Below are 24,870 nucleotides of genomic sequence, written 5' to 3'. Positions count from 1 at the left end.
CTCTTCCCCCATCCCAGGTGGGGGAAGAGCCCTTCGTCAACGTCGTTCGGCCGGTGCCTGGTCGGACACGATGGAGATCCGCGCGCCGGGGATCGTCAGGTTGCCGCCCTTGAGGTCGGTGTTGCGGACCGTGACGTCGGTGAACGCCGCCAGCGGCACGTTCAGCGGCGGCGGGTGGGCGGCCGTGTAGTCGACCGGGATCTTGATGCCGAGGAAGTCCAGGTTGCCCTTCAGCTGGATCGTGAAGAGCTCGATCAGCGGCGGCGGCTCCTTGGGGCCGCCGTTGAACGGCCTCAGGTTCACCGTGGAGGTGCTGCCGGCGCGGGCCGCGGTGACGAGCTTGACGCCCGGCGACACCTCGGCGGTCTGCACCAGGTCTCTGATCTTCATGTCGCTCGTCGTGAACTTCAGGACCTTGATGACCTGACCGTTCAGCACCGAGTCGACGACCCCGACGAAGTTGAGGCCGTTGAGCTCCAGCCGGGACGCCTTGAGGGTCCACTCCCGTCCTCCGCCCGCCACCGGGGCAGGGGCCGGTGGCGGAGGCGCCGGCGTCGTGGGCTGTTCCGTGCTCGGCGGTGGGGTCGGCACGGACGAGGACGCCGGCGGTGGAGTGGCACTGCTGGAAACAGGGGGTGGCTCTGAGCTGCTCGGCGGAGCGGGCGAGCTGCTGCTCGGAGGCGGCGGCTCACTGCTCGACGGCGGCTGCATCGCCAGCACGGCGACCATCGCGACCGCCGCCAGCGGCTGTGACCGAATCATGTGGGTTGGACCCTCTGGGTGGGCTCAGGGCTGCCGTTGGACTTCTTCGGCTTCTTCGGCGTGTCCGTCCAGGCCACGGCGAGCGCCCCGCCGAGCAGGCTGAGGAGGGTGCCGAGCAGGAAGCCGCCGAGGTTCGTCACGACGAGCGCGACCAGCGACAGCAGCACCGTGACGATGCCGGCCGCCAGCCGGAACTTGGGTTGCAGCCACAGGGAGACCGCGCAGATCGCCAGCAACAGGCCGATCAGCAGCGAGGACACGCCACCGAGCGTCTGGATCGAGATGACCATGTCGCCGAGCTTCACGCCGAGGAACGGCGGGAACAGGATGATGATCGCACCTGCGGCGACGAACAGGCCGGCCCAGAAGGGCCGGCCACGTCGCCAAGCGGTGAAGGCTCGCCAGACCCTCAGAAGCACTCTTGCTGCCCCTGGCGAATGGTCAGGTTCATGCCCTTGAACCTGATGGTCTGAGCCGTGGTCGACCACGCGGTCTGCTTGAGACCGGTGATCTTGGCCGTGTCGGCCTGCAGGCCGAACGAACCCGGCAGACCCCTGAGACCGTCCGGTCCCTTGGTCGTCTTGCTCGCGTCGACGCCGATGTCGGGAGCGCCCAGCTCCAGGTCACCGGACAGGTCGGTGAGGTTGACGACCAGGTTGTCGGCCGACATACCGCCCACGCTGTCGGCCGTGATGCGCAGCGTCACGTCACCGACGATCGGCATGTTGGGCACGAACACCGACTGGCAGAACTTGTCGAGCGTCGCGGACTTGAACCCGCTGACCGCGACGACGTGCACCTGCCCCGCGCCCGCGTCCACGCCGCCGAACTGGACGAACCCCTTGCCCGTCAAGCTGTCCGCGCCCACCTTGAAGTTGCTGCCGGACACCGCGAACGAGGCGGCCAGCGCTCCCTGGGACATGCCGAAGAGGAGGGCACCAGCACCCACGGCACCGATACCGAGCACCCCTACGAAGCGTGCCCAGCGCGTTCTACCCATACCGCCAAACTCCTTCCACACCGAAGGCTTGCAGGGTGGGACTGTGCGCTCCGAAACATCGGTGAGACAACGAAAACGAGTCCGCACAGTCTTGAAATCACCCCAGAGGGTGAGGCGGTTTCACGTTTGGCCCCTGGTCCTTGCATCAGGTGCGTGAACGCGCTTAGTAGGGTTCCGCCTCATGGGGATCGGACGAATCGCCGTCGCGCTGGCCGCGACCGCAGCCCTGACCGCGTGCGCCTCGGTCGTCGAGGGCGCACCGAAGGGCGAACGGCCGGACCCGACGAAGGTCGCGGGCCTGGAGATCTCCAACGGCCCGTCGGGCCCCAAGCGGGGCGTGCCGGCCGCCGACCTGAGCGTGGAGAACGGCGACGGCGGCGAGATGGACCAGCTGGCCATCAACACCCTCGCCGACGTCCAGGAGTTCTGGAAGGCCGAGATCCCCAACTCGTTCCCCGGCAAGACGTTCGAACCGGTCAAGCGCTTCCTGTCCTACGACTCCAACGGCAAGGGCGTCGAGGTCTGCAAGCTCAACACCGCGGGCGTCGCCAACGCGTTCTACTGCGCCCTCGACGACAGCATCACGTGGGACCGCGGTGAGCTCCTCCCGATGTTGAAGGACACCTTCGGCCCCATGGCCGTCGTCACCGTGCTCGCGCACGAGATGGGCCACGCCGTCCAGTACAAGCTCGGCGCGGCCTCGAACATCGGCCCCAACACCCCGTCGATCGTCAAGGAGCAGCAGGCCGACTGCTACACCGGCGTCTTCATGCGCTGGATCGCCGAGAACAAGGCCAAGCACTTCGAACTGTCCACAGGAGAGGGGCTGAACCAGGTCCTGCAGACGATGTTCTTCATCCGCGACTCGGCGGGCACCTCCTTCGAGAAGCAGGGCGCCCACGGCAGCGCGTTCGACCGCGTCTCCGCCTTCCAGTTCGGCTTCACGCAGGGCGCCACCCGGTGCGCCGAGATGAACGAGGCCGAGATCGACAAGCGCATCACCGAGCGCCCGTTCGACCCGTCCGACTCCGACCAGGGCCAGGGCCGCGGCAACGCGCAGGTCAACCAGGACAAGTACCTCAAGGCCCTGGAGGAGTCCCTGCGCGACCTCTACCGGTCGACCGGCGCGGCCTTCCCGGCCTTCGACCGCACGGGCATCAAGTCGTGCCCGGACGCCCAGACCACGTCGCCCGCGTCGTTCTGCCCCGCCACCAACGAGATCCAGCTCGACCTGCCGTCGTTGGTGAAGATCGGCACGCCCCCGAAGAAGGGCGCGAAGGGCGGCATCGGCGACTTCGCCGCGTTCGCCGTGATCGCCTCCCGCTTCAGCCTGTCGATCCAGCACGCGACCGGCTTCCGCCTCGACGACGACGCCGCGGGCCAGCGCACCGCCTGCCTGACCGGCGCCTGGGCAGGCCTCACGAACCGTCCAAACCCACCGGCGGGCCTGCGACTGTCCCCTGGCGACCTGGACGAGGCCGTGGCCGAACTGCTGGCCGACAACAGCCTCATCGCCGCCGACGTGAACGGCAAGGCCGTCCCGTCCGGCTTCGCCCGCGTGGAAGCCTTCGGCGACGGCTTCTTCCGCGGCTCCTCGTACTGCGTCAAGAAGTATTCGGTTTGATAATTCCATCGACGCGCGTCGATACTCGTCTGGTGCTGACCGATGAAGCCGCAACCTACGCCTCGTGGTTCGCGACCCTGTCCGACCCGACACGCGTCCGCCTGCTCCACCACGTGGCCTCGGCCGCGGCCCCGGTCACCGTGGGCGAGCTGACCACCCTGCTGGACGTGAGCCAGTCCACCTGCTCCCACCACGTCCGCAAACTGGCCGAAGTCGGCTTCGTCCACGTGCAACGCGAAGGCACCGCCACCCTCGTCACCGTGAACCCGGCGTGCTGCACCGACCTCCCCCACGCCGCGGACGCCGTGATGGGAGCGCTTTCCCCCGGCTCGCTCCGCCCGGCGGCCGGCGTCTCCGTGCGCGCCATGACGGCCGAGGACTGGCCGGACGTCCGCCGCATCTACGGCGAAGGCATAGCCACGGGCAACGCCACCTTCGAAACCGAAGTCCCCTCCCGCCGAACCCTGGAGTCCAAGTGGCTCCCCGACCACCGCTGGATCGCCGTGGTGGACGGCGTGGTAGCCGGCTGGGCCGCCGCCACCCCGATCTCGGCCCGCGAGTGCTACGCGGGCGTGGCCGAGACGTCCATCTACGTGGCCGACGCCTGCCAGGGCCGAGGCGTGGGCAAAACCCTGCTGCACCACCAGGTCTCGGCCGCCGACGCCGACGGCCTGTGGACCCTGCAGGCCGCGATCTTCCCGGAGAACCGGGCCAGCATCGCCCTGCACCACAAGGCGGGCTTCCGAACCGTGGGCGTGCGCGAACGAATCGCCCAGCACCACGGCGAGTGGCGCGACACCGTCCTGCTGGAACGCCGCCGCCCCTAGCCCGTCAGGCGCGAGCGCGAATCAGCACGGTTCCGACGTCGCCAGGCTCGGGAGCGTCGATGGCCTCCGCCACGATGTCGCCGAACCCCGCTGCAGCGAGTTGCTCGATCCACTGGCCGGTTGGAAGGTGCCACTGCCGGATGACCGAGCCGGCCCTGCCCTCCTGCGGTGTGGCGGGCGGCTGCGAGAAGGCGAAGACGCCACCGTCGCTCATCCTCCCGCGCACCAGTGGAAAGAGCACCTCCGGGTCGGTGAACCAGACCGCGCCGAAGATCGAGTAGACGATGTCGAACGCGGCGCTCGTGCCGCTGAGGTAGTCGAGAGCGTCGGTGGTGACGAACTCCAGGCCGTCGAGATGGCCCCAGGTCTGCTGGGCGAGGACGGCGCGACTGGGAGCGATGTCGACCCCGGTGCAGATCGCGCCGAGAGTGGCGAGGTGGGCCAGGTTGGCCCCGGCACCAGACCCGAGCTCCAGCACCCTCTTGCCGACGAGATCGCCGAGAACGCTCTCGTCGGGTCCGTGGTCGGGGTACTGGGTCCAGTTGAGCCAGGTGGTCGCCCCAGCGGCGTTGACGGCGCGCCGCGGCGTGTACTTCGCGGCGTACCGTTCCCAGATCTCTGCTCGGGCGCTGCTCACCAGCAATCCTTCCTCCGGTCGAGGGACCGTATCAGCGGCCGCGTTACTTGCCGCCTGGACTGTCATGGCAACCCGCGTAGCACTGGTTGCAGTCGACGGACTGCGCGTTCCACAACTCGGCGTCGAGCGCGAACCCGGCCGCGCGGATGGCCTTGATCGTGCTGTTCAACACCAGCGGCCCTGCTGCGCCGTCCTCAGGCAGGTGAGGAATGTGGTGGATGTAGCGGCCACCGTTGTTCTCGTCGCAGAACAGGAAGTAGTTGGGGGTGTCGAGCAGGAAGCTGTGCACGCCCTCGTCGACGATCGGTGTCGGTCCCATCGGGACCTCCGGGTTCTCGGCCGCGACCACGAGGTAGGCAACGGCCTGGCCGAAGATGCGCTCGGCCAGGTCGCGGTCCCTGTCGTGGTCTCGCATGATCAGCCGTACCTCGCGGTCCCACACCTCAGCCGACACACACGTCCGCGGATCGCGCAGTGTCATTGCAATGGACATGCTGATTCTCCTTCGTGGTGTGATTTCTCAGGCGCTGCTGGTCGATGTGGCCAGGTCTCGCTTCGCAAGGCATGCGACGCAGACCTGGAGCGGGTCGAGGGGCGCCCCGGGAAGCTGGAAGTAGGGCCGGAAGCTCCTGCCGCACAACGCCTCGACGTCGTGTTCCGATGCGGGAGCAGCGAGATGCGTGTCGTGGTCCGCAGTGGTGGCGAGATACCAGCGCATGCTGGGCTCCCGCTGGTCAAAGCACGGTCTCGCGCGACGAAAGCCCATGTGCACTAACACCTCTCGCCCACAAAACGAGCGATCATCGCCTTGGACTGCTGAACGTCCAGACTGATCTCATCCAGGCGTCGAACGACGGCCGCGTAGCCGGCGACCGCGGACTCCTCCTCGACGAAGAGGCTGGAGTTCTCGTTCTGCAGCCACACGAGCGGCTCATGCCTCTCAAAGTGCAACTTCGTGAACGACCCGTTCATCCCGGCGTGTGCACCTGCTACGGCCGGAACGATTCGAATCGCGAAGTTCTGCCTGTTTCCGCAGAAGAGAAGGTGCTGCAATTGCTCGACCTGGACCTCGTGGCTGCCGACTTGAAGCGACAGAGCCAGCTCGTGAATGTAGAAGGTGCAGGCCGAAATGCCTGACAGAAGCCTCTGCACCTCGGCCTGGGCGGCTACACGATCCTCAAGCTCATCCGCAGGCACGTTGGCGGATGCACGCAGCACCTCACGCGCGTAGCTGTCCGTCTGCAAGAAGCACGGCACCACATGGTCCTGCCAACTGATGATCGACTTGGCGACAGCCAGATGTCCAACCACAGTGCGGAGACGAACGGGACTGCAAGCGCCGTGCTGCTGCCACCAGCCCCTGACCTCGGTCTCCCGGAAGAGCTTCAGCAAGTGCTCGCGCTCAGGAAGCGCCGTTCGGCACGCACCGAGCAGAACGGCCACTTCGAGTTCGCTCGCACCACCCTTGCCCCGCACCAGGTCCGACAGCTTGCTCTCGTGCCAACCGACCACCTCGGCGACCGCACGCGAGGGCATACCGGTCGCCCCCAATGGCTGCCCGCAGTCCGTCACCGAACTCGCGGCTCGCGCTGTCGAGACTCTTCTTGGCATGTCACCAGAAAACCGCACGTCAAAGCACTCGAGAACCCCGTCAAGCGATGATCTTGCGGAACGACTTCTCCCCTTTCAACTGGGAGAAGTCGTAACCTTGGAAACCTCCGCTAAGGTCCGCGCAAGCCAGCGATCCAAGGAGGCGGGCAGATGTCACCGTCGTTTCGGAGCATCCGCCAGGAGCAGGAAGCGCTATCTGCGGCCGCACGATCCCAACATCAGACCTGGGGCGAGATCGCACGCGACTTCTCCCAGCGCTACAACGTCAACATGCGCGTTGCCTTCCGCCTCGCGAGAGGGTGGAGCCAGCGCGAGGTGGCTGAGCGTTGGAATGCCAAGTGGCCCGCCGATCCCAAGTCCTCCAAAGCCTTCTCCTACTGGGAGACCTGGCCCGCGCCTACCGGACATGAACCGTCCATCGTCGTCCTCAGCCGACTTGCCGAGTTGTACGAGTGCAGCGTCAGCGAGCTTCTCTCCGACTGCGCCGACTTCCGATCGTCCGACCCCACATTCGGAGCAGCGCAGCAGCTCGCAACGTTCAAAGCCGGAACAGGAACCGATCAGAACGTCGCCACTCTCGTCGAACAGCTGGAACACAGCAGCGCGGAGGACCTGGCGAGGCTGGGAACCGCATGGGTGCGGAGCGGGGAAGACTCAGTGAGCAGGCGATCACTGCTGATGAAGCTGACCGCCGCACTCACCCTGACCGCATCGAGCTTGGCGAGCGCCGATGACAAGGCGTCGGCCAGCCCGACCGGCCACCAGGACAAAGCAGACCCGACCGACTTCACCGGCATCTGGCACAGCCGCTACCACTACACCAGCACCGGACGCAGCAAGGACTTCGTCGGCGAACACTACGTCGTGATGCATCAACGCGGCGACACCTTGACCGGGCAAAGCGTTCCCGCAGAAAACGGCTCGATGTTGATGCTGAACCTCAATGTCCGCGGAACTGTCGCCACGGGAACCTGGGTCGAGAGAACCTCACCTGGCGGCTACTACAGAGGTTCCGTCTACCACGGCGCTCTCCAGCTGGTGATCGACCCGATGGGCAAGAGCCTCCGCGGCAAATGGGTGGGCTTCGACCGCCAATTCGCGGTCGCCAGCGACGCGTGGGAACTGCACTGGGTCGAGGAGGCCACCTCGGCACAGGCGCTACGCCGGTATCACCTCAAGGCGTGACCACACGCTCATCAGCGATGGCGCAGCCGAGCCGTCCTTTCCACACGAACCCGGTGGGGTGGTCCCGTCACGAGTCGTGCCACAGCACTCGCCGCGCTCGCTCCTGGCGCGACTCGTGACGGGACCACCCCACACCGCAACCAAACAACGCAACCGCAAGCCGCCCAACGCAACCGGCGTGCCATCAACCCGCCCGCGGCGCTGGCCGGTCCTTGATCAGATTGGCGGGTCTGGGGCGGAGCCCCAGAAAGCAACCGCCGGACACGCCCGCAACGCGCCCACCTACGAACAACCAACCAGCGCCCGCCAACGAACCAGGGGGACGACCCACGAAACCTGCGCGATCCGAAAATCAGTACAGCGCGGAAGCCAGGTTCCGTCGCGCCGCGGCCACCCGAGGATCATCCGCCGGGAACAGCTCGAACAGCCCGACCAGGTGCTGCCGAACCCGATCCCGATCGTCCCCGTAAACCCGCCGAACGGTGTTGACCAGCCGAGCGAACGCCTCCTCGACCTGCTGCAACGCCACCTGGGCATCAGCCGCCGCCAACTGGGCGTCGATGTCGTCCAACGCCGCATCGGCCTTGGCGATCACCGCAGGGTCGACCGACTCGGCCCGCTCAGCGAACCGAGCCTGAGCCAGCCCTTCCTTGGCCAGCTCGTTGGCAGGCTCAGTGGCCAGAATCTGCGAGTAGAACTCCTGAGCGGCCGCGTAGTCGCCGCGCTCGAAGGCCTCCTCGGCCGCGACGATGCGGGGGTCCTCGACGACCTCTTCCTCCACGGGAGCCCCGGCCCGAGCCTCGCCGGCCCGAATCCCCGGCAGCCGGTCCCGCAGCGCGTCCAGCAACCGCGCGATCCACGCCGACAGCTCGCTGTCCGCGATCGGACCTGCGAAGGCGTCGATGGGCTGACCTGCGGCAACGGCCACGGTCGTCGGTACGGACTGCACGCCGAACGCCTGGCCGATGCGCGGGGCCTGCTCCAGGTCGACGCGCGCCAGGATCCACGCGCCGCCGGACGAGGTGGCCAGCCGGGTGAGGGACGCGGCCAGCGTCTGCGACTCCGGGCTGTAGGAGGCGCCGAGCAGCACCACCACCGGCACCTGGAGGGACTGTTCGACCACGGCCTGGAACGAGGCCTCGGTGACGTCCACGATCCACGGCGCGGACCCGTTGTCGGGACCCGGAGCACCCGGAGCGGCGGCGGGGGCGGCGGCGGCCTGGCGGGCGGCGTCGGCTCGGGCCTTCAGGGCGCCGAGGTCTACGGCGCCGGAGAGGGCGGCGGACAGTGCGGCGGTCTTGCGAGGATCAGGCCTTGTCACGTGTTCCATCCTGGCACGGCTAGTTCCCGGACCGGGTCCAGGGCCATCGGGTTGACGCGCATCGCCTCGTTGGCCGAAGCGATGCGTAGTGCGAGCGGTGTCATCAGGTCGATGAACCGCGATGTGGGACCAGCGCCCAACGCCTCCCACGGGGCCACGGCGGCGGCGTCGGTCGCGCGTTCCACCGCGGCCAGGTCGCCCGGCAGATCCGAGACGGATTCCCATTCCTCGACGGTCCAGCCACGCGCCTTCCGCATGTACGCGGGGTCGAGGGAGTGTTCGCGGGCGTAGAGCGCAAGCGCTTGGCACGGGCCGATGCCGTGGGCGACGAGTGCGGCCACGTGGCCGTCGCCGCGGGCCTCGCGCAAGATCGTGCAGGCGTGCCACAGGGCCAGATGCGGCTCAACGGGCCACGGCAACGCACGGTTCGCCGCGGCCAACGGGCGCCCGGCCACGTCGACCGCCAGAGCCGCCTCGCGCGCCAGCGACGCGGCCTCGGTGATCTCGGGGGTGTCGACGTCGCCCAGCATCCGGCGCAGGGCGAGGTCAGCGCCCTCCAACCGCACGCGCAGGTACTCAGCGGGCGAGGCGACCGCCCACGCGTCGGGCAGCGCGCGCGACACCATGCGTGGGGAGAAGTTGTAGAAGACGGCCGTCACCAGCTCCGGCGACGCCGCGCCCAGGGGTGCCGCGCGCATGCCGAAGTAGCCCATCCAGCCGCCCTTGCAGCCGAGCGCGTCGGTCGCGGCGCGGGACTCGGGCGTGAAGTACGTGACGTCGTGGTAGGGCTCGAACCTCAACCACAGCTGCCTCGCGTCCACGCCGACACGCTAACCCAGCGAACGCCTCCGCACGGCGTCGCTCACCGAGCCGGCGTAGAGCGTTCGGCCATCCGAGGCGGCGATCACGGCGTGTCGGCCAGGTGCTCCTCGACCCGTTCGACCTTCGACCGCAGCTGCCCGGTGTAGCCGGTCCGGATGTCCGCCTTGAGCACGAGCGAGACGCGCGGGGCGCTGGCCTGCACGGCTTCCGTCGCGCGCTTGACCACGTCCATCACCTCGTCCCACTCCCCCTCGATCAAGGTGAACATCGCGTTCGTCTCATTGGGCAGGCCCGACTCCCGCACGATCCGCACGGCTTCGGCGACGGCCTTGGCCACGCTTCCCGACGAGTCCGATGCGGACGGAGCAACGCTGAACGCGACAAGCACACGTGCCTCCCTGATGATCCCTGCGCGTACTGACTGGTAGCTTCGGTGCCCATGACACCGCTGCCGTTCGATCCGATCGCCCGCGCGGCCGAGCTGTGGGACGACCGGGTGGGTCCGTCCACGTCGATGGCCGCCGTCACGAGCGTCATGCGTGTCCAGCAAATCATCCAGTCCGCCGTGGACGCAGCCCTCAAGCCGCACGGACTCACGTTCGCGCGCTACGAGGCGTTGGTGCTGCTGTACTTCTCGCGCAAAGGCGCGCTGCCCATGCGGGTCATGGGCGAACGCCTGCAGCTGCACCCCACGAGCGTCACCAACATCGTCGACCGGCTGGAGCACGACGGCCTGGTCCGGCGCACCCCGCACCCGACCGACCGCCGCACCACGCTGGTCGAGATCACCGACGCGGGCCTGCAGCGCCGGGAGGCGGCCACCGCCGCGGTCGTCGAGGTCAACCTGGGGCTCAAGGGCCTGACCGACCGGCAGACCGAGCAGCTCACCGACCTGCTCGCGAAGGTCCGCCGGGCGAGCGGCGACTTCGAGGACTGAAATCCGGTTGAGCCGATCGCGATGATGGTCGCGTGACGGAACGGTCGATCATCGCCCTGGTCAGCGCCCCGAGCGGGTTCGCGGGCCGAACTGACGCGCTTCCGATCGAGTCGCCGTTCTGGAACCACGTCGAACCGGTCAACGAGGCCCTCGAAGCGGTGCTGGGCGTCCGGACGAGCGTGCTGCGGCTGATCTCCGTCGAGAACGGCGAGTCACCGCGCGGCGGTCTGGTCACCTACCACGTCGAGGCGCACGGCGAACCGGACCGCACGAAGCTGCACCCGGCGGAGGAACCCGAGGCGGACGCACCGCTGCGGGCGCCGTACGCGCGGCTGGGCGGCCCCGCGGAGCTGATCGAGTGGGCCGACACCCAGATCGAACGCACCGGGCCCGCCGTCCAGGTCCGCACGTGGAACCTCTCCACGGTGCACCGCCTGCCCACGAAGAACGGGCAGGTCTGGCTGAAGGCCATCCCGTCCTTCTTCGTCGACGAGGGCGCGGTGATCAAGATGGTCGCCGCGCACGACCCGACCCTGGTGCCCGAGCTGATCGCCTCGGCACCGCAGCGGGTCCTGCTCGGCGACGAGTCCGGCAGCTCCTGCTGGCCGATCAGGCCCGACCACGTCGAGCTCGTGGTGCCGCGCTGGGTGGCCGTGCAGAACGCGCTGGCCGGCGCCCCGCGGCTCCCCTCGACATCGGTGCCGATGCCGTCGTTCGGGCTTCCCGACACGCTCACGCACGGCGACTTCCACCCCGGCAACTGGCGGGCCACCGGCAAGATCATCGACTGGTCCGACGCCGTGTGGGGCCACCCGGCGCTCGACGCGTGCCGCCTGCTGGAGTTCTGCCCGCCCGAGATCCACGACCACATCGCGAAGGTGTGGAGCGAGGCGTGGCTCGTCCACCGGCCGGACAGCGAGCCGCTCAGGGCACTCGAGGTCGCCCGCCGCGCGTCACACCTGCACAACGCGGTGAAGTACCAGGAGTTCCTCGACAACATCGAGGAGTCCGAGCGGATCTACCACGAAGGTGACCCGCAGACCGAGCTCAGAGCTGTTCGGGAGCTGGTTCGCTGAGGCGGCCGGTCTTCGAGGCCCAGCGCTCGAAGATCACCGTGCCGAACGGCGGGATGCTGGAGAACAGGCCGAGCACGAGCGTGCGCGCGTCCCACTTCAGCGGCTCCTTCGCCATCAGCGTCACGAGCACGAAGCCGATGAAGACGACGCCGTGGATCGGGCCGAAGATCTTGACGCCGATCTCGTTCTGCACGACGACGTACTTGAAGAACATCCCGAGCAGCAGACCCGCCCAGGAGATCGCCTCGGCGAGCGCGAAGATGCGGAACCGTCCAGCCGCGGTGGAGAACGTCATGGCTCCCCATCATGAACCGTGACGGGGAGCACACGACCACTGGGGCTTGTCCTATTCCTCCCATTTGAACACGCGCGAGGCCAGGAAACCGACCACCAGCGCGAAACCGACCAGCACCGCGGCCGGCACCGCCAGCGCCTCGATCCCCTTGCCGCGCACCAGCACGTCGAGCATGCCGTCGTTCATGTGCCGCAACGGGAAGACCTTCGACACCGCCTGCAGCCACACGGGCGCCTGGTCCATCGGGAAGAACGTGCCGGACATGAACGCCATCGGCAGCACGACGATGTTGGCCGCCGCCGATGCCGCCTCCTCGGTCTTGGCGAACGCGCCGACCAGCATGCCGAGCGCGAAGAACGCGATGGTTCCCAGCAGCAGCAACGGAATCGCGAGCCACCACGACCCGGACAGCCGCAACCCGAACACCGGCAGCGACGCGACGCCGACGAAGATCGCGCCCTGCAGCAGCGCGACCCCCGCGCTGACCAGGATTCGGGACGACAGCACGGAGGTCGCGGACACCGGCGCCAGCCGGATCCGGCGCAGCACCTGCTTTCGCCGCCACGACACCAGCGTCAGCGCCGAGCCGAACACCGCCGACACCGCCACACCCCACGACAGGATGCCGGGCGTCAGGAACTGGATCGGCTTGAGCGAGGCGTCCTCGACCTTCTCCGCGGCGAACGTGAAGCGCGGCGGCTGACCGGTCGCGGCGACGTTCGCCTTGTCCACGAACCCGTTGACGATCCCGACCACGGTCGCGGACTTGACCTGGTCGCTCTGCGCGAACCGCACGTCGAGCCGCTGCCCGCGGACGATCAGGGCCGCGGGCAGGTCGCCGTCCTTCACCTTCTGCACGGCGGCGTTCTCGTCGTTGAACGGCTCCAGCTCCAGCACGCCGCTGTCGCGCAGCGCGCTGACGATCGGACCGTCGCCGACCACCGCGATCTTGGTCTTGTCCGCGCCGACGTCGCGCAGGATCAGACCGAAGATCACCAGGAACATCAACGGGAACAGGAAGGTGAAGAACAACGTCACCTTGTCCCGGACGAAGCCCTTGAACATCGCCAGCGAGAGCGTCTTGAACGCGGTCATGCGCGGTACTCCCGCCCGGTCAGGTTGAGGAACACGTCTTCGAGGGTGGCCGTGCGGACCTGCAGGCCGTCGAGCGCGCCGCGGTCGGCGAGCGCGGACAGCACGGGAGCGGGGCGGCGCGTGGAGATCGTCAGCGACACCTCGTCCTCGTGCGCCTCCTCGACACCGTCCAATGCGGACGCTTCCGCGACGGGCAGCACGCCCTTCTGCAGCGTCACGTGGGTCGGTGCGTCGAGGCCGCGTACCAGCACCGCGGGCGGGTCGAGCGCGAGGATCCTGCCCTCGTCCATGATGGCCACCCGGTCGCAGAGGATCTCGGCCTCGTCGAGGTAGTGCGTGGTGTAGACGATGGTCTTGCCGCGCTCGCGGATCGCGCGCAGCACGTCCCAGAGGTTGCGCCGCGCCTGCGGGTCCAGCGCCGCGGTCGGTTCGTCGAGGAACACGATGTCCGGGTCGTGCATCAGCGCGCACGCGATCGAGAGCCGCTGCCGCTGACCGCCGGAGAGCTTGTTCTCCTGCTCGTTCGCCTTGTCGGTGAGGCCGACCAGTTCGAGCATCTCGTCGGCCCTGGTCGAGTTCACGCCGTAGAGCGAGCCGAACGTCTGCAGCTGCTCCCTCGCGGTCAGCTTGTCGAAGAACGACGACGCCTGCAGCTGAACGCCGATGCGCGGCAGCAGCTTCACGTTGCGCGGCCACGGCCTCTCACCGAGGAGCGTCACGTCACCGCTGTCGGGTTCGCGCAGGCCCTCGATGATCTCCAGCGTGGTCGTCTTCCCGGCGCCGTTCGGCCCCAGGATGCCGAAGAACTCGCCTTCGGCCACGGTGAACGAGACCCCGTCCACCGCCTTCAGCTCGCCGTAGCTCTTGCGGATGTCCCGCACCACGACCGCCGACCGTTCCTCTGTCATGGCCGAACGTTAGGTCAGCACATCTCGGATCGTGGGCCGGAACGACGAAAGTCGGTGGCAAGTCGAGACCAAGGAGTGGCCGGCTAGCACCCGGCGACGAGCAGCGGGCTCGCGGTGTAGATGTCGTTGAGCCGCCGCAACGCCGCGGCGAACTGGTCGAAGCGCGCCCGCGGGACGGCCGCGCGCACCTCGCCGATCACCTGCCACAGGTGGCGGTGCTCGGAGGTCTCCATGATCGGCAGCGGCGTGGCCTCCCCCAGGCCGGGCCGGACGTCGCAGGCGAACGCGAGCGCGACCGCGGCGGCCCGCAGGCACGCCGTCGCGAGCGTCACGCAGTCCTCGACGAGCGTGCGGTCGTCCTGGGCGCGCACGACGCCGCTGACCGCGAACCGCACGACCTGCATCAGTGCGAGGTAGAGGCGCTGGCCGGCCTGGTTGCGCCGCTGCGGGAGGTGTGCGGCGCCGGTTCCCGGCGGCACCACGGTCATGCCGAGCTGCGGGCGGCGCAGCACGTGGTCGAAGAGCGCTGTGGGCGCCCAGAGCAGCGTGCGCCAGTCGTCCTCGCCCAGGGACGTGCCCATGCGCGCCGCGTTCTCCAGCACGTCGAGGTAGGCGATCAGGACGCTGGACAGGAAAACGCCACCGCGGTCTCCGCCCACCCGCATGATGCCGAACCGGTCGTCGTGGCTCGCCTCACCGGTGCCGTGGCCGGGTTTCCACTCGATCACGTCACTGCTCGCGAGCACCACGCGGGCCAGCCGCTGGTGCACGGGCGGCGCCGAGAGCACCGTGTCGTCCAACCCCATCTGGACGAGCATGGACGCAGCGTGCTGCAGCGACTCGCGCCGTTGCGGCACGAGGTCGGGGTGCAGCAGACGGAACGGTTCCACGTCGCTCCCTCCCCTCGCGTTGGTTGTACTCACAATGAACGCCGGTGAGCGCGAAGTCATCCGGATGAACGGCAGCGTTACGTCTCAGTTGGACCGGTCAGTTCGACTCCGCCCACGCGACGAGCTGCGCGCGAGTTGAAAGATTCAGCGCGGTCTTCACGTTGTGCACGTGGGATTCCACCGTGCGGTGCGAAATGCCGAGTTTCGTGGCGATTTGGGTGTTGGTCAGGCCCTGCGCCACCAGCTCGACCACCATGCGCTGCCGGTCGCTGAGCACCGCGTCCCGCACGATCTCCTTGTCCAGCGCGGTTTCCAGGGCGTGCCGCACGTCCATCGCCCGGCCCGCGTTCAGCGCTCGGGTGAAAGCCGCGCGAGACAAGGCCTCCCGTGCGACGTCCAGCACGGAGTCCATCTTCCGCTGCCACCACTGCTCCGCCGGAACAACCCACGCCGTGCGCATCTGCCGGCACGCGGCCAGCAACCGCACGCCGAGCTCGTGCCGTCCGGACAGCACCGCGACCAGGCCACGACCCTCTACCGACTCCAGCGCCGCGCGCGGCATGTACGCCGACAGCTGCGCACTCTCCGCGAACCGCGCGCCGGCCGTGGTCAAATCCCCTCGTTCCAACGCTATGCAGCCCGACGAGTGCACGGCGATCGACACGACATCTCGCCGTGCATGCGCTCTCAACGTGGGCAGCGCGCCTTCCACCAGCTCGCGCGCGCCCTCGACGTCGCCCTGGACGAGCAGCATCCAGCCGAGGTTCTGGCTCGACACGGCCACGCTCACGTCGTTGCCGTTGCGTACGCCGTGCTCGATCGACCGGCGCAACGCCCATGCGGTGTTCGCCGTATCGCCCGAACCGTCGTAAGCGGTCGCTAACGTGCGATAGAGCCGGCACATGATCAGCTGCTGCCCACCGGTCTCCGCGGTGTGGACCGCCTCCAGCGCGTACTTCACGGCTTCGTCGTGACGTTCCTCGTGCACCGCCAGCAGAGACGCGTACTCCAGCGCGATGATCCGGTACCGGTGGTCAGCGGCCGCCTGGTGCAGCACCTGCATCAGCACCGCACCCGCCTCGGCGAAGTAGCCGCGGTCGAAGCACACCCTCAGCAACATCGTGGCGAGCATCAGCCGGCGCACGTCCCGCGGTGCGGTCAAACGGGCGAACGCGTACGCCACGTTGTCGTACTCCTGGTGCTGCGCCTTCACCTGCTCCGGCGCGAGGATCGACGAGGTGACGCCGGGTTCGCCCTTCTCGCACAGCCACTCGATGATCCGCTCGGCCGTCACGCCGTGTTCGTCGTGCTCCCTGAGCCGTTCCTCCGCGTACAGGCGCACCGACTCGAGCATCCGGAAGCGGCCGTCGTTCTCCCGCACCACCAACGACTTCGCCTGCAACGCCGTGAGCAGCCCGATCACCGTGCCGGCCGCGGGACCGGTCGCGGGGCCACCGTGCACGACCTGGGCGATGTCGAGCCCGAACCCGCCGGGCAGCAGCGCGAGCCGCCGGAACAGCTCCTTCTCCTGCCCGGTCAGCAGGGCGTGGCTCCAGTCGATGGCCGCCCGCAGGCTGCGGTGCCGCGACTGCTCGCCCCCGGCGTCGCTCAGCAGGTCGAGCCGCTGGTCGAGGTGGTTCGCGAGATCGCACAGCGGCACCGACCTGGACAGCTTCGCGGCCAGCTCCACCGCGAGCGGCACCCCGTCGAGCCGCGCGCAGACCGCCGCGATCAGCTCCTGGTCGCCCGGCACGCCCGCCCGTTCGGTGAACAGCCGGACCGCGTCGTCCTCCATGCCGTGCAGCGGGTACACCGCCTCCCCGACGGCCCGCAGCGCCTCCCTGCTGGTGGCGAGGACCTGCACGTTCGGGCAGCGCGCCAAGAGCGCGTCCACGACACCGCAGCACTCCTCGACGAGGTGTTCGCAGTTGTCGACGAGCAGCAGGATCCGCCGGTTGCCCAGCGCGGCCAGCAACGTCGTGCGCAGCGCGACCCCCGCGTGCTGGTACGCCCCAACGGCTTCGGCGAACGCCTGCACCACCTGGTCCGGCCGGCTCAGCTTGCCCAGCTCGACCGTGCGGACCTCGACCTTCCTGGAGCGCCGCGCGACCTCGACCGCGAGCCGCGTCTTGCCGACCCCTGCCGATCCGACGATCGTGAGCAGCCTGTGCTTGCGCAGCAACGAAAGCAGCTCGGTCAGCTCGGCCTCGCGGCCGACGAACGCACCGTCGTGCACGGGCAGTTCGGTGACCACAGTGGACGTACCCGCGGAGCGCCTGCGGTAGGCGCGTTGACGGCAGGCGTTCGAGCAGTACCGCGCCCGCGACGGCAGGGGCGCGAATTCCGTGCCACAGCTCGCGCAGGTGCCCATTGGACGAGCCTACGTCCGTTTTGGCGTCTCAATTGGAAAGTGTGTGGAGGTCGACCTCCAGCGTGGTACCGGAACGCAGCTCGGCGAGCTCGATCCGATCTTTCCTCCGGTTCAGCCAGCCACTGCGAATCCGCTCCACCACCTGCGTTTTCGTCGTGTCCGCGGCCTCGGCCTTGATCACGATGTCCTTGCCGTTCTCCAGGTGGACCACGGCACGCCGGAATTTGGGCGCATGTGGCACGAATTCGCCAGTTCCGGGCACCACGGGGTACATGCCGAGCGCGCTGAAGATGTACCAGGCCGACATCGTGCCGAGATCGTCGTTGCCCGTGACACCGGCCGGCCCGTTCACGAACAGCGTCTGCGCGGCCCTGATGACCACCGACGTCTTCTCCGGCTTGCCGATGAGCGCGTACATCCACGGCGCGTGCAGGTCCGGCTCGTTGTTCGGGTTGTACCTGAACTGGTTGTAGTAGTCGTACGGCCCGACGACCCACTTCTCGCGGACGGTTCGCTTCGGGTCGGTCAGCAGGTCCTGGTAGGCGAAGAAGTCGTCGAGCCTGGCCTCGGCCGCCGCCTTGCCGCCGAGCGCGGTGATCAGGCCGTTGACGTCGTGCTGGGCGAGCCACTGGTACTGCCAGGCCGTGCCCTCGTGGAAGCCCTCCGCCCCCTGCGGCGTGAACGGGCTGAGCCACGCACCGCCGGCCAGCTTGGGCCGCGGGAACCCGGTGAAGCCGCGGTCGGTGACGCTGTGGTCCCAGAGGTCGCGGTGGTTGAGACCGCGCTTGCGCAACCGCTCGGCGTCCTCCGCGTGACCGAGCTCCGCCGCCATGATCGCCAGCGTGGCGTCGGCCAGCGCGTACTCGAAGGTCGCCGACGCACCGTGGTGCGGATCGGTGTCCTGCCCCTTCTTCGGGAAGTTCTTGTCGTACTGGACGAAGCCCTTGGCGAGGTAGTTCGGGTTGCCCGACCGCCCCTGGAACCGCGAGCTCTCCGGCGGCACACCGTCGACGTTCTGCACGAGTGCCCGGTACGCCTGCTCCTCGAAGCCCTTGAGGTGCCCGAACCGCCACAGGTCGACCAGGAACGGCGTGACCGGATCGCCGGTCATGCAGTTGGTCTCCTGGTTGGCGTAGGCCCAGCGCGGCAGCCAGCCGCCCTGCTCGTGGATGGCGAGGATGCTCCGCGCGACGTCCTTCGCCCGCTGCGTGCGGATCAGCGAGAGCAGCTGGTTGTGGGCGCGATAGGTGTCCCAGAGCGAGTAGTACTCGTAATAGGTCCAGCCCTCGGCCTGGTGGATCCGGTTGTCGAACCCCCGGTACCGGCCGTCGACGTCGCTGCCGGTCAACGGCTGGAGCAGGACGTGGTAGAGCGCGGTGTAGAAGACCGCCCGGTCGTCCCAGTCGTCCGTCTCGATCTCGATGCAGGCGAGCTCCCGGCGCCACGCTTCCTGGGCCTCGTTGCGCAGCTCGTCGAAGGACCTGCCGACCGTCTCCGCTTCGAGGTTGGCCCTGCTGCCCTGCTCGTCCACTTGGGACAGTGCAGTGCACGCGGTGACCGGCCCCGGTTCGAACGTGACCCAGGCACCCCGCAACCCGGCCCCGCCGGCGGACTCCCGTTGACCCGGCTTGGCTCCGGCCGGCCCCCAGGTGCCGAACTCCCGGAACGGGCGGTCGAACCTCGTGGTGAAGTACGAGACGTACGGACGACCACCGCAGAACGCCTGCGTCTCCACGGTCCCGGTGATCGTGCGGTCGTCGAGAACCTTGACGCTGCTCGCGGAAACCGGTTCCTTGTCGTTGGCCTGTCCGACGTTGACGAGCAACGTGCCGCTGACACCACCCGCCCACGTGTAGCGCTCCACCCCGGCCCTGGTGGTCGCGGTGCACTCGACGGTGATGCCGCGAGCCAGCTTCACCTTGTAGTAGCCGGGCTTGCCGATCTCCCCGTCGTGGCCGTACCCGGTGGCGTAGCGCTTGTGGTCGAAGCTGGCCGGCAACGCGCCGAACGTCGGCAGGATCGACACCAGCCCGCCCTGCTCCCAGCACCCGGCACCGGATAGGAAGAAGTGCCCGAAGCCGCGGATCATCGGATCGTCGTACCGGTAACCGGCGTAGTGCGAGCCGATCGGGCTGGAATGCGCCTTGCCGAACGGCATGGACGCGCCGGGGAACGTGTTGCCCTCGTCCTTTGTGCCGATGAACGTGTTGACCGACTCGATGGGATCCAGTGCGTCCACGGGTTTCACCCTAGTGCGGGTTTCTGGGGGTTGCGGGGTGTCGGCCTGGTCCGGTCGGGTGGTTGCGGAGGCTTGCCGGGTTGGGCCGGACGGACGGGAGCGTCATTTCATCGCCGCTCACCGACATCACCACACTCATGCCCGGTTTTGAAGGCCGAAAGCATCTCGCCAGAGGTCGTCAGCGACCAAGACCCAGGCCGCGGTCCACACAGGACCGCGTCACCCCGGCGCGCTGACATCGGCGGACAGGCCGCTTGACCGGTTCCGGAACGGTTGACAAGCACGTGAAGCCGGGGTGAGATACGGCCACTATGACAACGTTGTCCCCCAGCGGACCGGCAACCGGTCAGCGCAAGGTCCGTCGCGCGACGATGAACGATGTCGCGCGGCTGGCGGGCGTGAGCATCAAGACCGTCTCACGCGTGGTCAACGACGAGCCGGGTGTGCACCCGTCCACCGCCGAGCGCGTGCTCGCGGCCATCGACCAGCTCGGGTTCCGGCGGAACCTGAGTGCCCGCAACCTGCGCCGAGGCTCGTCCACCGGCACGATCGGGCTGGTGCTGGAGGACGTCGGCAACCCGTTCTACTCCGGCGTGACCCGCGCTGTCGAGGAGATCGCGCGGCTGCGAGGCCGGCAGGTGATCTCCGGGTCCAGTGACGAGGACCCCGGCCGCGAAAGGGAGCTCGCGCTGGAGTTCTGCAGCCGCAGGGTCGACGGGCTGCTGATCGTGCCGGCGGGGTTGCAGCACAGCTATCTGGTGCCGGAGATGCGCGCGGGTACGCCGGTGGTGTTCCTGGACCGGCCTGCCGGAGACGTCGTGGCGGACACCGTGCTGGTGGACAACATCGGTGGCACCGTCGAGGCGGTCACGCACCTGGCTTCGCACGGGCACCGCCGCATCGCGTTTCTCGGTGACGCGCCGGACATCTTCACCGCCAACGAGCGGCTGCGCGGGTACCGCGAGGGCTGTGTGCGGGCGGGCATCGGGTACCACGAGGAGCTCGTGGCCATGGGGCCGCACGACGAGGCCACCGTGGTGACGACGTTGCAGCGGTTGCGGAACCTGCGCGATCCCGCGACGGCGATCGTGGCCGGCAACAACCGCATCACCGTGCACATCCTGCGCGCGCTCGCGGGGTCCGCGGAACGGCCCGCGCTGGTGGGCTTCGACGACTTCGAGCTTGCCGACCTGTTGTCGCCGCCGGTGACCGTGATCGCGCATGACGCGAGCGCGCTCGGCAAGGCGGCCACGGATTTGTTGTTCGCCCGCTTGGACGGCGACAACTCGCCACCGCGCCGCGTCGTGCTGCCGGTGCGTTTGGTGCCACGAGGATCCGGGGAGGTCCACGCGTGAGTTCTGGTGTGCTCCACCAGCCTGTCAGCCTGCCGGCCAACCAGCCGAAGCAGTTCTACCGCGGCGGGGAGGCGATCGCCGCGTTGCGCGGTGGCACGAGCGGCGACTTCGGGCCCGAGGACTGGGTGGCCTCGACGACGACGTTGTTCGGGCGCAGCGATGCCGGGTTGACAACGTTGCCGAACGGCGTCCTTCTCCGCGACGCCGTCCGGGCGGACCCGACGGGATGGCTCGGCGCGGACCACGTGGCGAAGTTCGGCGCGGACACGGCGTTGCTGGTGAAGCTGCTCGACGCGGGCCAGCGCCTGCCCGTGCACTGCCACCCGTCGAACGCCTTCGCGGCCTCGCACCTGAACTGCCGGCACGGCAAGACCGAGGCGTGGATCGTCGTCGGCACGACCGGGAGCGACCCGACCGTCTACATCGGATTCCGCGACGACGTGCCCGCCGAGACCGTCGCCGAGTGGGTGGCCACGCAGAACACGCAGGCGATGCTCGACTCGTTGAACCCGATCTGCGTGCGGCCCGGCGACACGGTGTTCGTGCCGGCCGGGGTGCCGCACGCGATCGGTGCAGGCGTGTTCATCGTCGAACTGCAGCAGCCGACGGACTTCTCGGTGACGCTGGAGTGGCGGGGTTTTCTCGCCAACGCCGACGTCGGTCACCTCGGGCTCGGCTACGACGTGGCGCTGGACTGCGTCGACCGGCACGGCTGGGGCAAGAAGCTGGACCGGCTCGTGCACCAGACGTCCGAGAAGTGGGCGCCGTCGGTCGATCTGCTCGGTCACGACGCGGACCCGTTCTTCCAGGCCGACCGCCTGCACGTGGAGGGTTCCCTCGCGCTGGAGCCCTCGTTCGCCGTGCTGGTGGTGCTGGAGGGTGCCGGCCGGCTCGGTGAGCTGGAGGTCCGCAAGGGCAGCACCGTCGTCGTGCCGCACGCGGCGGGCGAGCTCGGGCTGACCGGTGACCTGGTGGCGATCCGCTGCCGACCACCCGTGCTGTCCACAGTGGAGGACGTGTCGCCATGACCGAGCCGTTGCTGGAGGCTCGTGATCTCACGAAGAACTACGGCACCGTGGAGGCGCTCCGCGGTGCGTCGTTCACCGCCTACCCCGGCGAGGTCGTGTCGCTGATCGGCGACAACGGCGCGGGCAAGTCCACCCTGGTGAAGTGCCTGTCCGGGGTGGAGCAGCCGAGCGGCGGCACCCTGCTGCTCGACGGCAAGCCCATCACGCTGAGCTCCCCCAACGACGCCCGCGACCGGGGCATCGAGACGGTGTTCCAGGACCTCGCGGTCGCGCCGGACCTCGACCCGGCCGCGAACATGTTCCTGGGCAGGGAGATCCTCAAGTCAGGCCCGCTCGGCTGGCTGGGCGTGCTGGACAAGAAGGCGATGCGCCGGCAGGCGGTCGAGCACTTCACGCGGTTCGGCGCGACGCTGCAGAGCATCGACGTGCCGATCGCGGCGCTGTCCGGTGGCCAGCGCCAGTCGGTCGCGGTGGCGCGGTCGGTGGCGTGGGCGTCGAAGCTCGTCTTCATGGACGAGCCGACCGCCGCACTCGGTGTGGTGCAACGGGAACGCGTGCTGGACGTGATCAAGCGGGTGCGGGACGAGGGCATCGCCGTGGTGCTGATCTCGCACAACATGCCGGAGGTGCTGTCCGTGTCCGACCGCGTCGAGGTGCTGCGCCTCGGCCGCCGGGTGGCGCGGTTCAAGGCCGCCGAGACCACCGTGGAAGAGCTCGTCGGCGCGATGACCGGCGCACTGTCGCAAGAGGACGCCGCGTGATGACCGATACGAAGACAACGTTGTCAGAGGATCTGTCCACCGAAAGGCGCACGCCGCTGCTGAAGCGGCTGACCGGGGCGAACACGCTCTGGATCGGCCTGGTGCTGCTCGTGCTGGTCGCGGTGTTCGGGGCGATCCGCCCGGACGCGGTGTTCCAGGTGACCACGCTGCAGTTCCTGCTCGCGGAGACCGCGGTGCTGCTGGTGCTCGCCGTCGGCATGACGTTCGTGATCATCACGTCCGGCATCGACCTGTCCGTGGGCTCGGTGCTGGTGTTCGCGAGCGTCGCGTCCGCACTGGCGATGAACAGGTTGTCCGGTGGCGACGCGACGAACGCGGGCTGGGGCGTCATCGCCTGCGGCCTGCTGGTCGCGGTCGTCAGCGGCGCGGTGTGGGGGCTGCTCAACGGTCTGCTGATCTCCCGCGCGAAGATCCCGCCGTTGATCGTGACCCTCGGCTCGTTCGGCGCGGCGCAGGGTGCCGCGCTGTTGCTGAACAACGGTTCCAACGTGTCCGGCATCCCGGACCGGCTGAACCGCACCTTCGGCTCCGGCACGTGGTTCGGCATCCCGAACATCGTGATCGTGGCCGCGATCGTCACCGCCGCAGGCGCGCTTCTCCTGTCCACCACGCGGTTCGGCCGCTACACCTACGCCGTCGGTTCCAACGAGGAGGCGGCCAGGCGCGTCGGCATCTCGGTGCGCAACCACCTCACGAAGGTCTACCTCCTCGCGGGCACCCTGGCCGGTCTCGCGGGGTTCATGGGCAACGCGTTCTTCCGGGTCGCGGTCGTCACCGGCCACGAGACGGACAACCTGAACGCGATCGCCGCCGTCGTGCTGGGAGGCACGAGCATCTTCGGCGGCATGGGTTCGGTGCTGGGCACGGTGTTCGGCGTGTTCATCCCGGCGGTGCTGGAGAAGGGCCTCGTGATCATCGGGGTCAGGGAGTTCTGGCAGCCGATCGCGGTCGCGATCGTGCTGGTGGCCGCCGTGTGGCTGGACCAGACGCGGCGGCGGGCGCGCAACCAACGTTAGGGAAAGGTGCTGGACCAATGAAGATCCGCTCCTCAATGACTCTCTCCGCGGCTCTCTCCGCCGTGTTCCTGCTCGCCGCGTGCGGCGGTGGCGGGCAGATCGGCGACTCGAACTCGGGCAACGCCGCCGCCAACAAGAAACTGGTGCTGATCCCCGGCATCACGGCCGAGCCGTTCTACATCTCGATGCAGTGCGGATTCCAGGAGGCGGCCAAGGCGGCGGGCTACGAGTTCGACACGCAGGCCCCCGCCAAGTTCGACGCGGCCCAGCAGACCCCGATCGTCACGGGCGTCCTGGCGTCCAAGCCCGCGGCGGTGCTGATCGCGCCGACCGACGACAAGGCCATGGCCGGCCCGATGAAGCAGCTCAAGGACGCCGGGATCAAGGTCGTCGAGGTCGACACCAAGCTGCAGGACACCTCGATCGCCTCGTCCACCATCTCCTCCAACAACGAGCAGGGCGGCAAGCTGGCCGCCGAGACGATCAACAAGCTCACCGCGGGCAAGACCGGTTCGGTGCTGGTGCTGAACACCAAGGCGGGCACGTCCACCACCGACGCCCGCGCCAAGGGCTTCGAGGACGCCATCAAGGCCTACCCGAACCTCAAGTACATCGGGCAGCAGTACACGGACAACGAGCCCGCCACCGCCGCCTCGAAGGTGACGGCGACGCTGGCCGCGAACCCGGACCTGATCGGTGTGTTCGCCACCAACCTCAACACCGGTGAGGGCGCGGCGACCGGTCTGCGCAACGCGGGCAAGACCGGCGCGGTGAACCTGGTCGGCTTCGACGCCTCGCCCAAGCAGGTGCAGGACCTGAAGGCCGGCACCGTGCAGGCCCTGATCGCCCAGGACCCGGGCACGATCGGCAAGCAGGGGGTCGAGCAGGCCCTAGCCGCGATCGAGGGCAAGGAGACCAAGCGCAACATCGAGACCGACCTGGTCGCGATCACCAAGGACGACGCGGACAAGAACTCGAAGTACTTCTACAAGCAGTCCTGCTGACCTTGAATTGTGAAAAGGGCCGTTTCCACGCGGAACGGCCCTTTTCACATTCCAGTGAGGAACTCGTGAGGAACCTGTGAGCACC

At 68.6% G+C, this 24,870-nt stretch carries 25 protein-coding genes; 10 read left to right on the top strand and 15 right to left on the bottom strand.

Annotation, left to right across the window (positions count from 1 at the left end; all coding sequences use genetic code 11):
- Positions 1-36 precede the first annotated feature (36 nt).
- From ACWEIJ_RS11180 to ACWEIJ_RS11170, 3 genes are read right to left on the bottom strand one after another with little or no spacing between them, the layout of a single operon-like run.
- The gene (locus ACWEIJ_RS11180; protein WP_449837016.1) at positions 37-762 is read right to left on the bottom strand and encodes a hypothetical protein; all 726 of its coding nucleotides are present in this window, start codon (positions 760-762) and stop codon (positions 37-39) included.
- On the bottom strand, positions 759-1,181 hold the full coding sequence (locus ACWEIJ_RS11175; protein WP_449837015.1) for a DUF6114 domain-containing protein: 423 nt from the start codon (positions 1,179-1,181) through the stop codon (positions 759-761). The genes ACWEIJ_RS11180 and ACWEIJ_RS11175 overlap by 4 nt, the downstream gene beginning before the upstream one ends.
- Positions 1,172-1,762, bottom strand: a complete 591-nt coding sequence (locus ACWEIJ_RS11170) for a DUF6230 family protein (protein ID WP_449837014.1) — start codon at positions 1,760-1,762, stop codon at positions 1,172-1,174. The genes ACWEIJ_RS11175 and ACWEIJ_RS11170 overlap by 10 nt, the downstream gene beginning before the upstream one ends.
- Positions 1,763-1,943: 181 nt before the next feature.
- Between ACWEIJ_RS11170 and ACWEIJ_RS11165 the strand changes: the two genes are divergently transcribed.
- Together ACWEIJ_RS11165 and ACWEIJ_RS11160 are read left to right on the top strand one after the other, a co-directional pair.
- A complete protein-coding gene (locus ACWEIJ_RS11165) occupies positions 1,944-3,386 on the top strand; it encodes a neutral zinc metallopeptidase (protein WP_449837013.1) in 1,443 nt (480 codons plus the stop codon).
- A 29-nt stretch (positions 3,387-3,415) separates the two neighbouring features.
- Entirely contained in the window at positions 3,416-4,213 is a 798-nt protein-coding gene (locus ACWEIJ_RS11160; RefSeq protein ID WP_449837334.1) for a helix-turn-helix domain-containing GNAT family N-acetyltransferase, read from the top strand.
- A gap of 4 nt (positions 4,214-4,217) precedes the next feature.
- Here the strand turns inward: ACWEIJ_RS11160 and ACWEIJ_RS11155 are convergent, their stop codons facing one another.
- From ACWEIJ_RS11155 to ACWEIJ_RS11145, 3 genes are all read right to left on the bottom strand, one after another.
- A complete protein-coding gene (locus tag ACWEIJ_RS11155; RefSeq protein ID WP_449837012.1) occupies positions 4,218-4,850 on the bottom strand; it encodes a class I SAM-dependent methyltransferase in 633 nt (210 codons plus the stop codon).
- Between the two features lie 43 nt (positions 4,851-4,893).
- A complete protein-coding gene (locus ACWEIJ_RS11150; protein WP_449837011.1) occupies positions 4,894-5,343 on the bottom strand; it encodes a hypothetical protein in 450 nt (149 codons plus the stop codon).
- Between the two features lie 278 nt (positions 5,344-5,621).
- A complete protein-coding gene (locus ACWEIJ_RS11145) occupies positions 5,622-6,386 on the bottom strand; it encodes a DUF5753 domain-containing protein (protein WP_449837010.1) in 765 nt (254 codons plus the stop codon).
- 225 nt (positions 6,387-6,611) lie between these two features.
- Here ACWEIJ_RS11145 and ACWEIJ_RS11140 point away from each other — a divergent pair, with 225 nt between their 5' ends.
- A complete protein-coding gene (locus tag ACWEIJ_RS11140; protein WP_449837009.1) occupies positions 6,612-7,646 on the top strand; it encodes a helix-turn-helix domain-containing protein in 1,035 nt (344 codons plus the stop codon).
- A 352-nt stretch (positions 7,647-7,998) separates the two neighbouring features.
- Here ACWEIJ_RS11140 and ACWEIJ_RS11135 read toward each other — a convergent pair whose 3' ends face one another.
- The 3 genes from ACWEIJ_RS11135 to ACWEIJ_RS11125 form a co-directional block, all read right to left on the bottom strand.
- Positions 7,999-8,967 carry a tetratricopeptide repeat protein gene (locus tag ACWEIJ_RS11135; protein WP_449837008.1) on the bottom strand — a complete coding sequence of 323 codons (969 nt, stop codon included), beginning with the start codon at positions 8,965-8,967 and terminating at the stop codon, positions 7,999-8,001.
- The gene (locus ACWEIJ_RS11130; protein ID WP_449837007.1) at positions 8,964-9,788 is read right to left on the bottom strand and encodes an SCO6745 family protein; all 825 of its coding nucleotides are present in this window, start codon (positions 9,786-9,788) and stop codon (positions 8,964-8,966) included. Before ACWEIJ_RS11130 ends, ACWEIJ_RS11135 begins: the two co-directional genes overlap by 4 nt.
- Before the next feature lie 83 nt (positions 9,789-9,871).
- The gene (locus tag ACWEIJ_RS11125) at positions 9,872-10,177 is read right to left on the bottom strand and encodes an MTH1187 family thiamine-binding protein (RefSeq protein ID WP_449837006.1); all 306 of its coding nucleotides are present in this window, start codon (positions 10,175-10,177) and stop codon (positions 9,872-9,874) included.
- Between the two features lie 51 nt (positions 10,178-10,228).
- On the opposite strand from ACWEIJ_RS11125, the gene ACWEIJ_RS11120 reads away from it, so the two are divergent.
- Entirely contained in the window at positions 10,229-10,726 is a 498-nt protein-coding gene (locus ACWEIJ_RS11120; protein ID WP_355446744.1) for a MarR family winged helix-turn-helix transcriptional regulator, read from the top strand.
- Positions 10,727-10,758: 32 nt separating this feature from the next.
- Positions 10,759-11,802: a phosphotransferase gene (locus ACWEIJ_RS11115; RefSeq protein WP_449837005.1), complete on the top strand. Its 1,044-nt coding sequence runs from the start codon at positions 10,759-10,761 to the stop codon at positions 11,800-11,802.
- On the opposite strand, the gene ACWEIJ_RS11110 is transcribed toward ACWEIJ_RS11115, so the two are convergent.
- The 6 genes from ACWEIJ_RS11110 to ACWEIJ_RS11085 all read right to left on the bottom strand — a co-directional run bounded on the left by ACWEIJ_RS11110 (position 11,774) and on the right by ACWEIJ_RS11085 (position 19,600).
- Positions 11,774-12,097, bottom strand: a complete 324-nt coding sequence (locus ACWEIJ_RS11110; protein WP_449837004.1) for a DUF3817 domain-containing protein — start codon at positions 12,095-12,097, stop codon at positions 11,774-11,776. The genes ACWEIJ_RS11115 and ACWEIJ_RS11110 overlap by 29 nt on opposite strands.
- Positions 12,098-12,148: 51 nt before the next feature.
- Complete coding sequence (locus ACWEIJ_RS11105; RefSeq protein WP_449837003.1) at positions 12,149-13,192, bottom strand: ABC transporter permease; 1,044 nt, start codon at positions 13,190-13,192, stop codon at positions 12,149-12,151.
- On the bottom strand, positions 13,189-14,100 hold the full coding sequence (locus ACWEIJ_RS11100) for an ABC transporter ATP-binding protein (protein WP_449837002.1): 912 nt from the start codon (positions 14,098-14,100) through the stop codon (positions 13,189-13,191). The genes ACWEIJ_RS11105 and ACWEIJ_RS11100 overlap by 4 nt, the downstream gene beginning before the upstream one ends.
- An 83-nt stretch (positions 14,101-14,183) precedes the next feature.
- Entirely contained in the window at positions 14,184-14,990 is an 807-nt protein-coding gene (locus tag ACWEIJ_RS11095; protein ID WP_449837001.1) for a hypothetical protein, read from the bottom strand.
- A 97-nt stretch (positions 14,991-15,087) separates the two neighbouring features.
- Positions 15,088-17,361, bottom strand: a complete 2,274-nt coding sequence (locus tag ACWEIJ_RS11090; RefSeq protein ID WP_449837000.1) for a helix-turn-helix transcriptional regulator — start codon at positions 17,359-17,361, stop codon at positions 15,088-15,090.
- Between the two features lie 28 nt (positions 17,362-17,389).
- Positions 17,390-19,600, bottom strand: a complete 2,211-nt coding sequence (locus ACWEIJ_RS11085; protein ID WP_449836999.1) for a GH92 family glycosyl hydrolase — start codon at positions 19,598-19,600, stop codon at positions 17,390-17,392.
- 371 nt (positions 19,601-19,971) lie between these two features.
- Here ACWEIJ_RS11085 and ACWEIJ_RS11080 point away from each other — a divergent pair, with 371 nt between their 5' ends.
- From ACWEIJ_RS11080 to ACWEIJ_RS11060, 5 genes are read left to right on the top strand one after another with little or no spacing between them, the layout of a single operon-like run.
- Positions 19,972-20,955: a LacI family DNA-binding transcriptional regulator gene (locus tag ACWEIJ_RS11080; RefSeq protein WP_449836998.1), complete on the top strand. Its 984-nt coding sequence runs from the start codon at positions 19,972-19,974 to the stop codon at positions 20,953-20,955.
- Positions 20,952-21,983, top strand: a complete 1,032-nt coding sequence (locus ACWEIJ_RS11075) for a class I mannose-6-phosphate isomerase (protein ID WP_449836997.1) — start codon at positions 20,952-20,954, stop codon at positions 21,981-21,983. The genes ACWEIJ_RS11080 and ACWEIJ_RS11075 overlap by 4 nt, the downstream gene beginning before the upstream one ends.
- Positions 21,980-22,744 carry an ATP-binding cassette domain-containing protein gene (locus ACWEIJ_RS11070; protein ID WP_449836996.1) on the top strand — a complete coding sequence of 255 codons (765 nt, stop codon included), beginning with the start codon at positions 21,980-21,982 and terminating at the stop codon, positions 22,742-22,744. The genes ACWEIJ_RS11075 and ACWEIJ_RS11070 overlap by 4 nt, the downstream gene beginning before the upstream one ends.
- Positions 22,744-23,781, top strand: a complete 1,038-nt coding sequence (locus ACWEIJ_RS11065; RefSeq protein ID WP_449836995.1) for an ABC transporter permease — start codon at positions 22,744-22,746, stop codon at positions 23,779-23,781. Before ACWEIJ_RS11070 ends, ACWEIJ_RS11065 begins: the two co-directional genes overlap by 1 nt.
- Before the next feature lie 17 nt (positions 23,782-23,798).
- Positions 23,799-24,785 carry a substrate-binding domain-containing protein gene (locus tag ACWEIJ_RS11060; protein WP_449836994.1) on the top strand — a complete coding sequence of 329 codons (987 nt, stop codon included), beginning with the start codon at positions 23,799-23,801 and terminating at the stop codon, positions 24,783-24,785.
- Positions 24,786-24,870 lie beyond the last annotated feature (85 nt).

The sequence above is a fragment of the Lentzea sp. NPDC004789 genome, assembly GCF_053601075.1.
The sequence above is the reverse complement of the archived record's forward strand: the minus strand, read 5'-3'. Positions and strand labels throughout refer to the sequence as shown.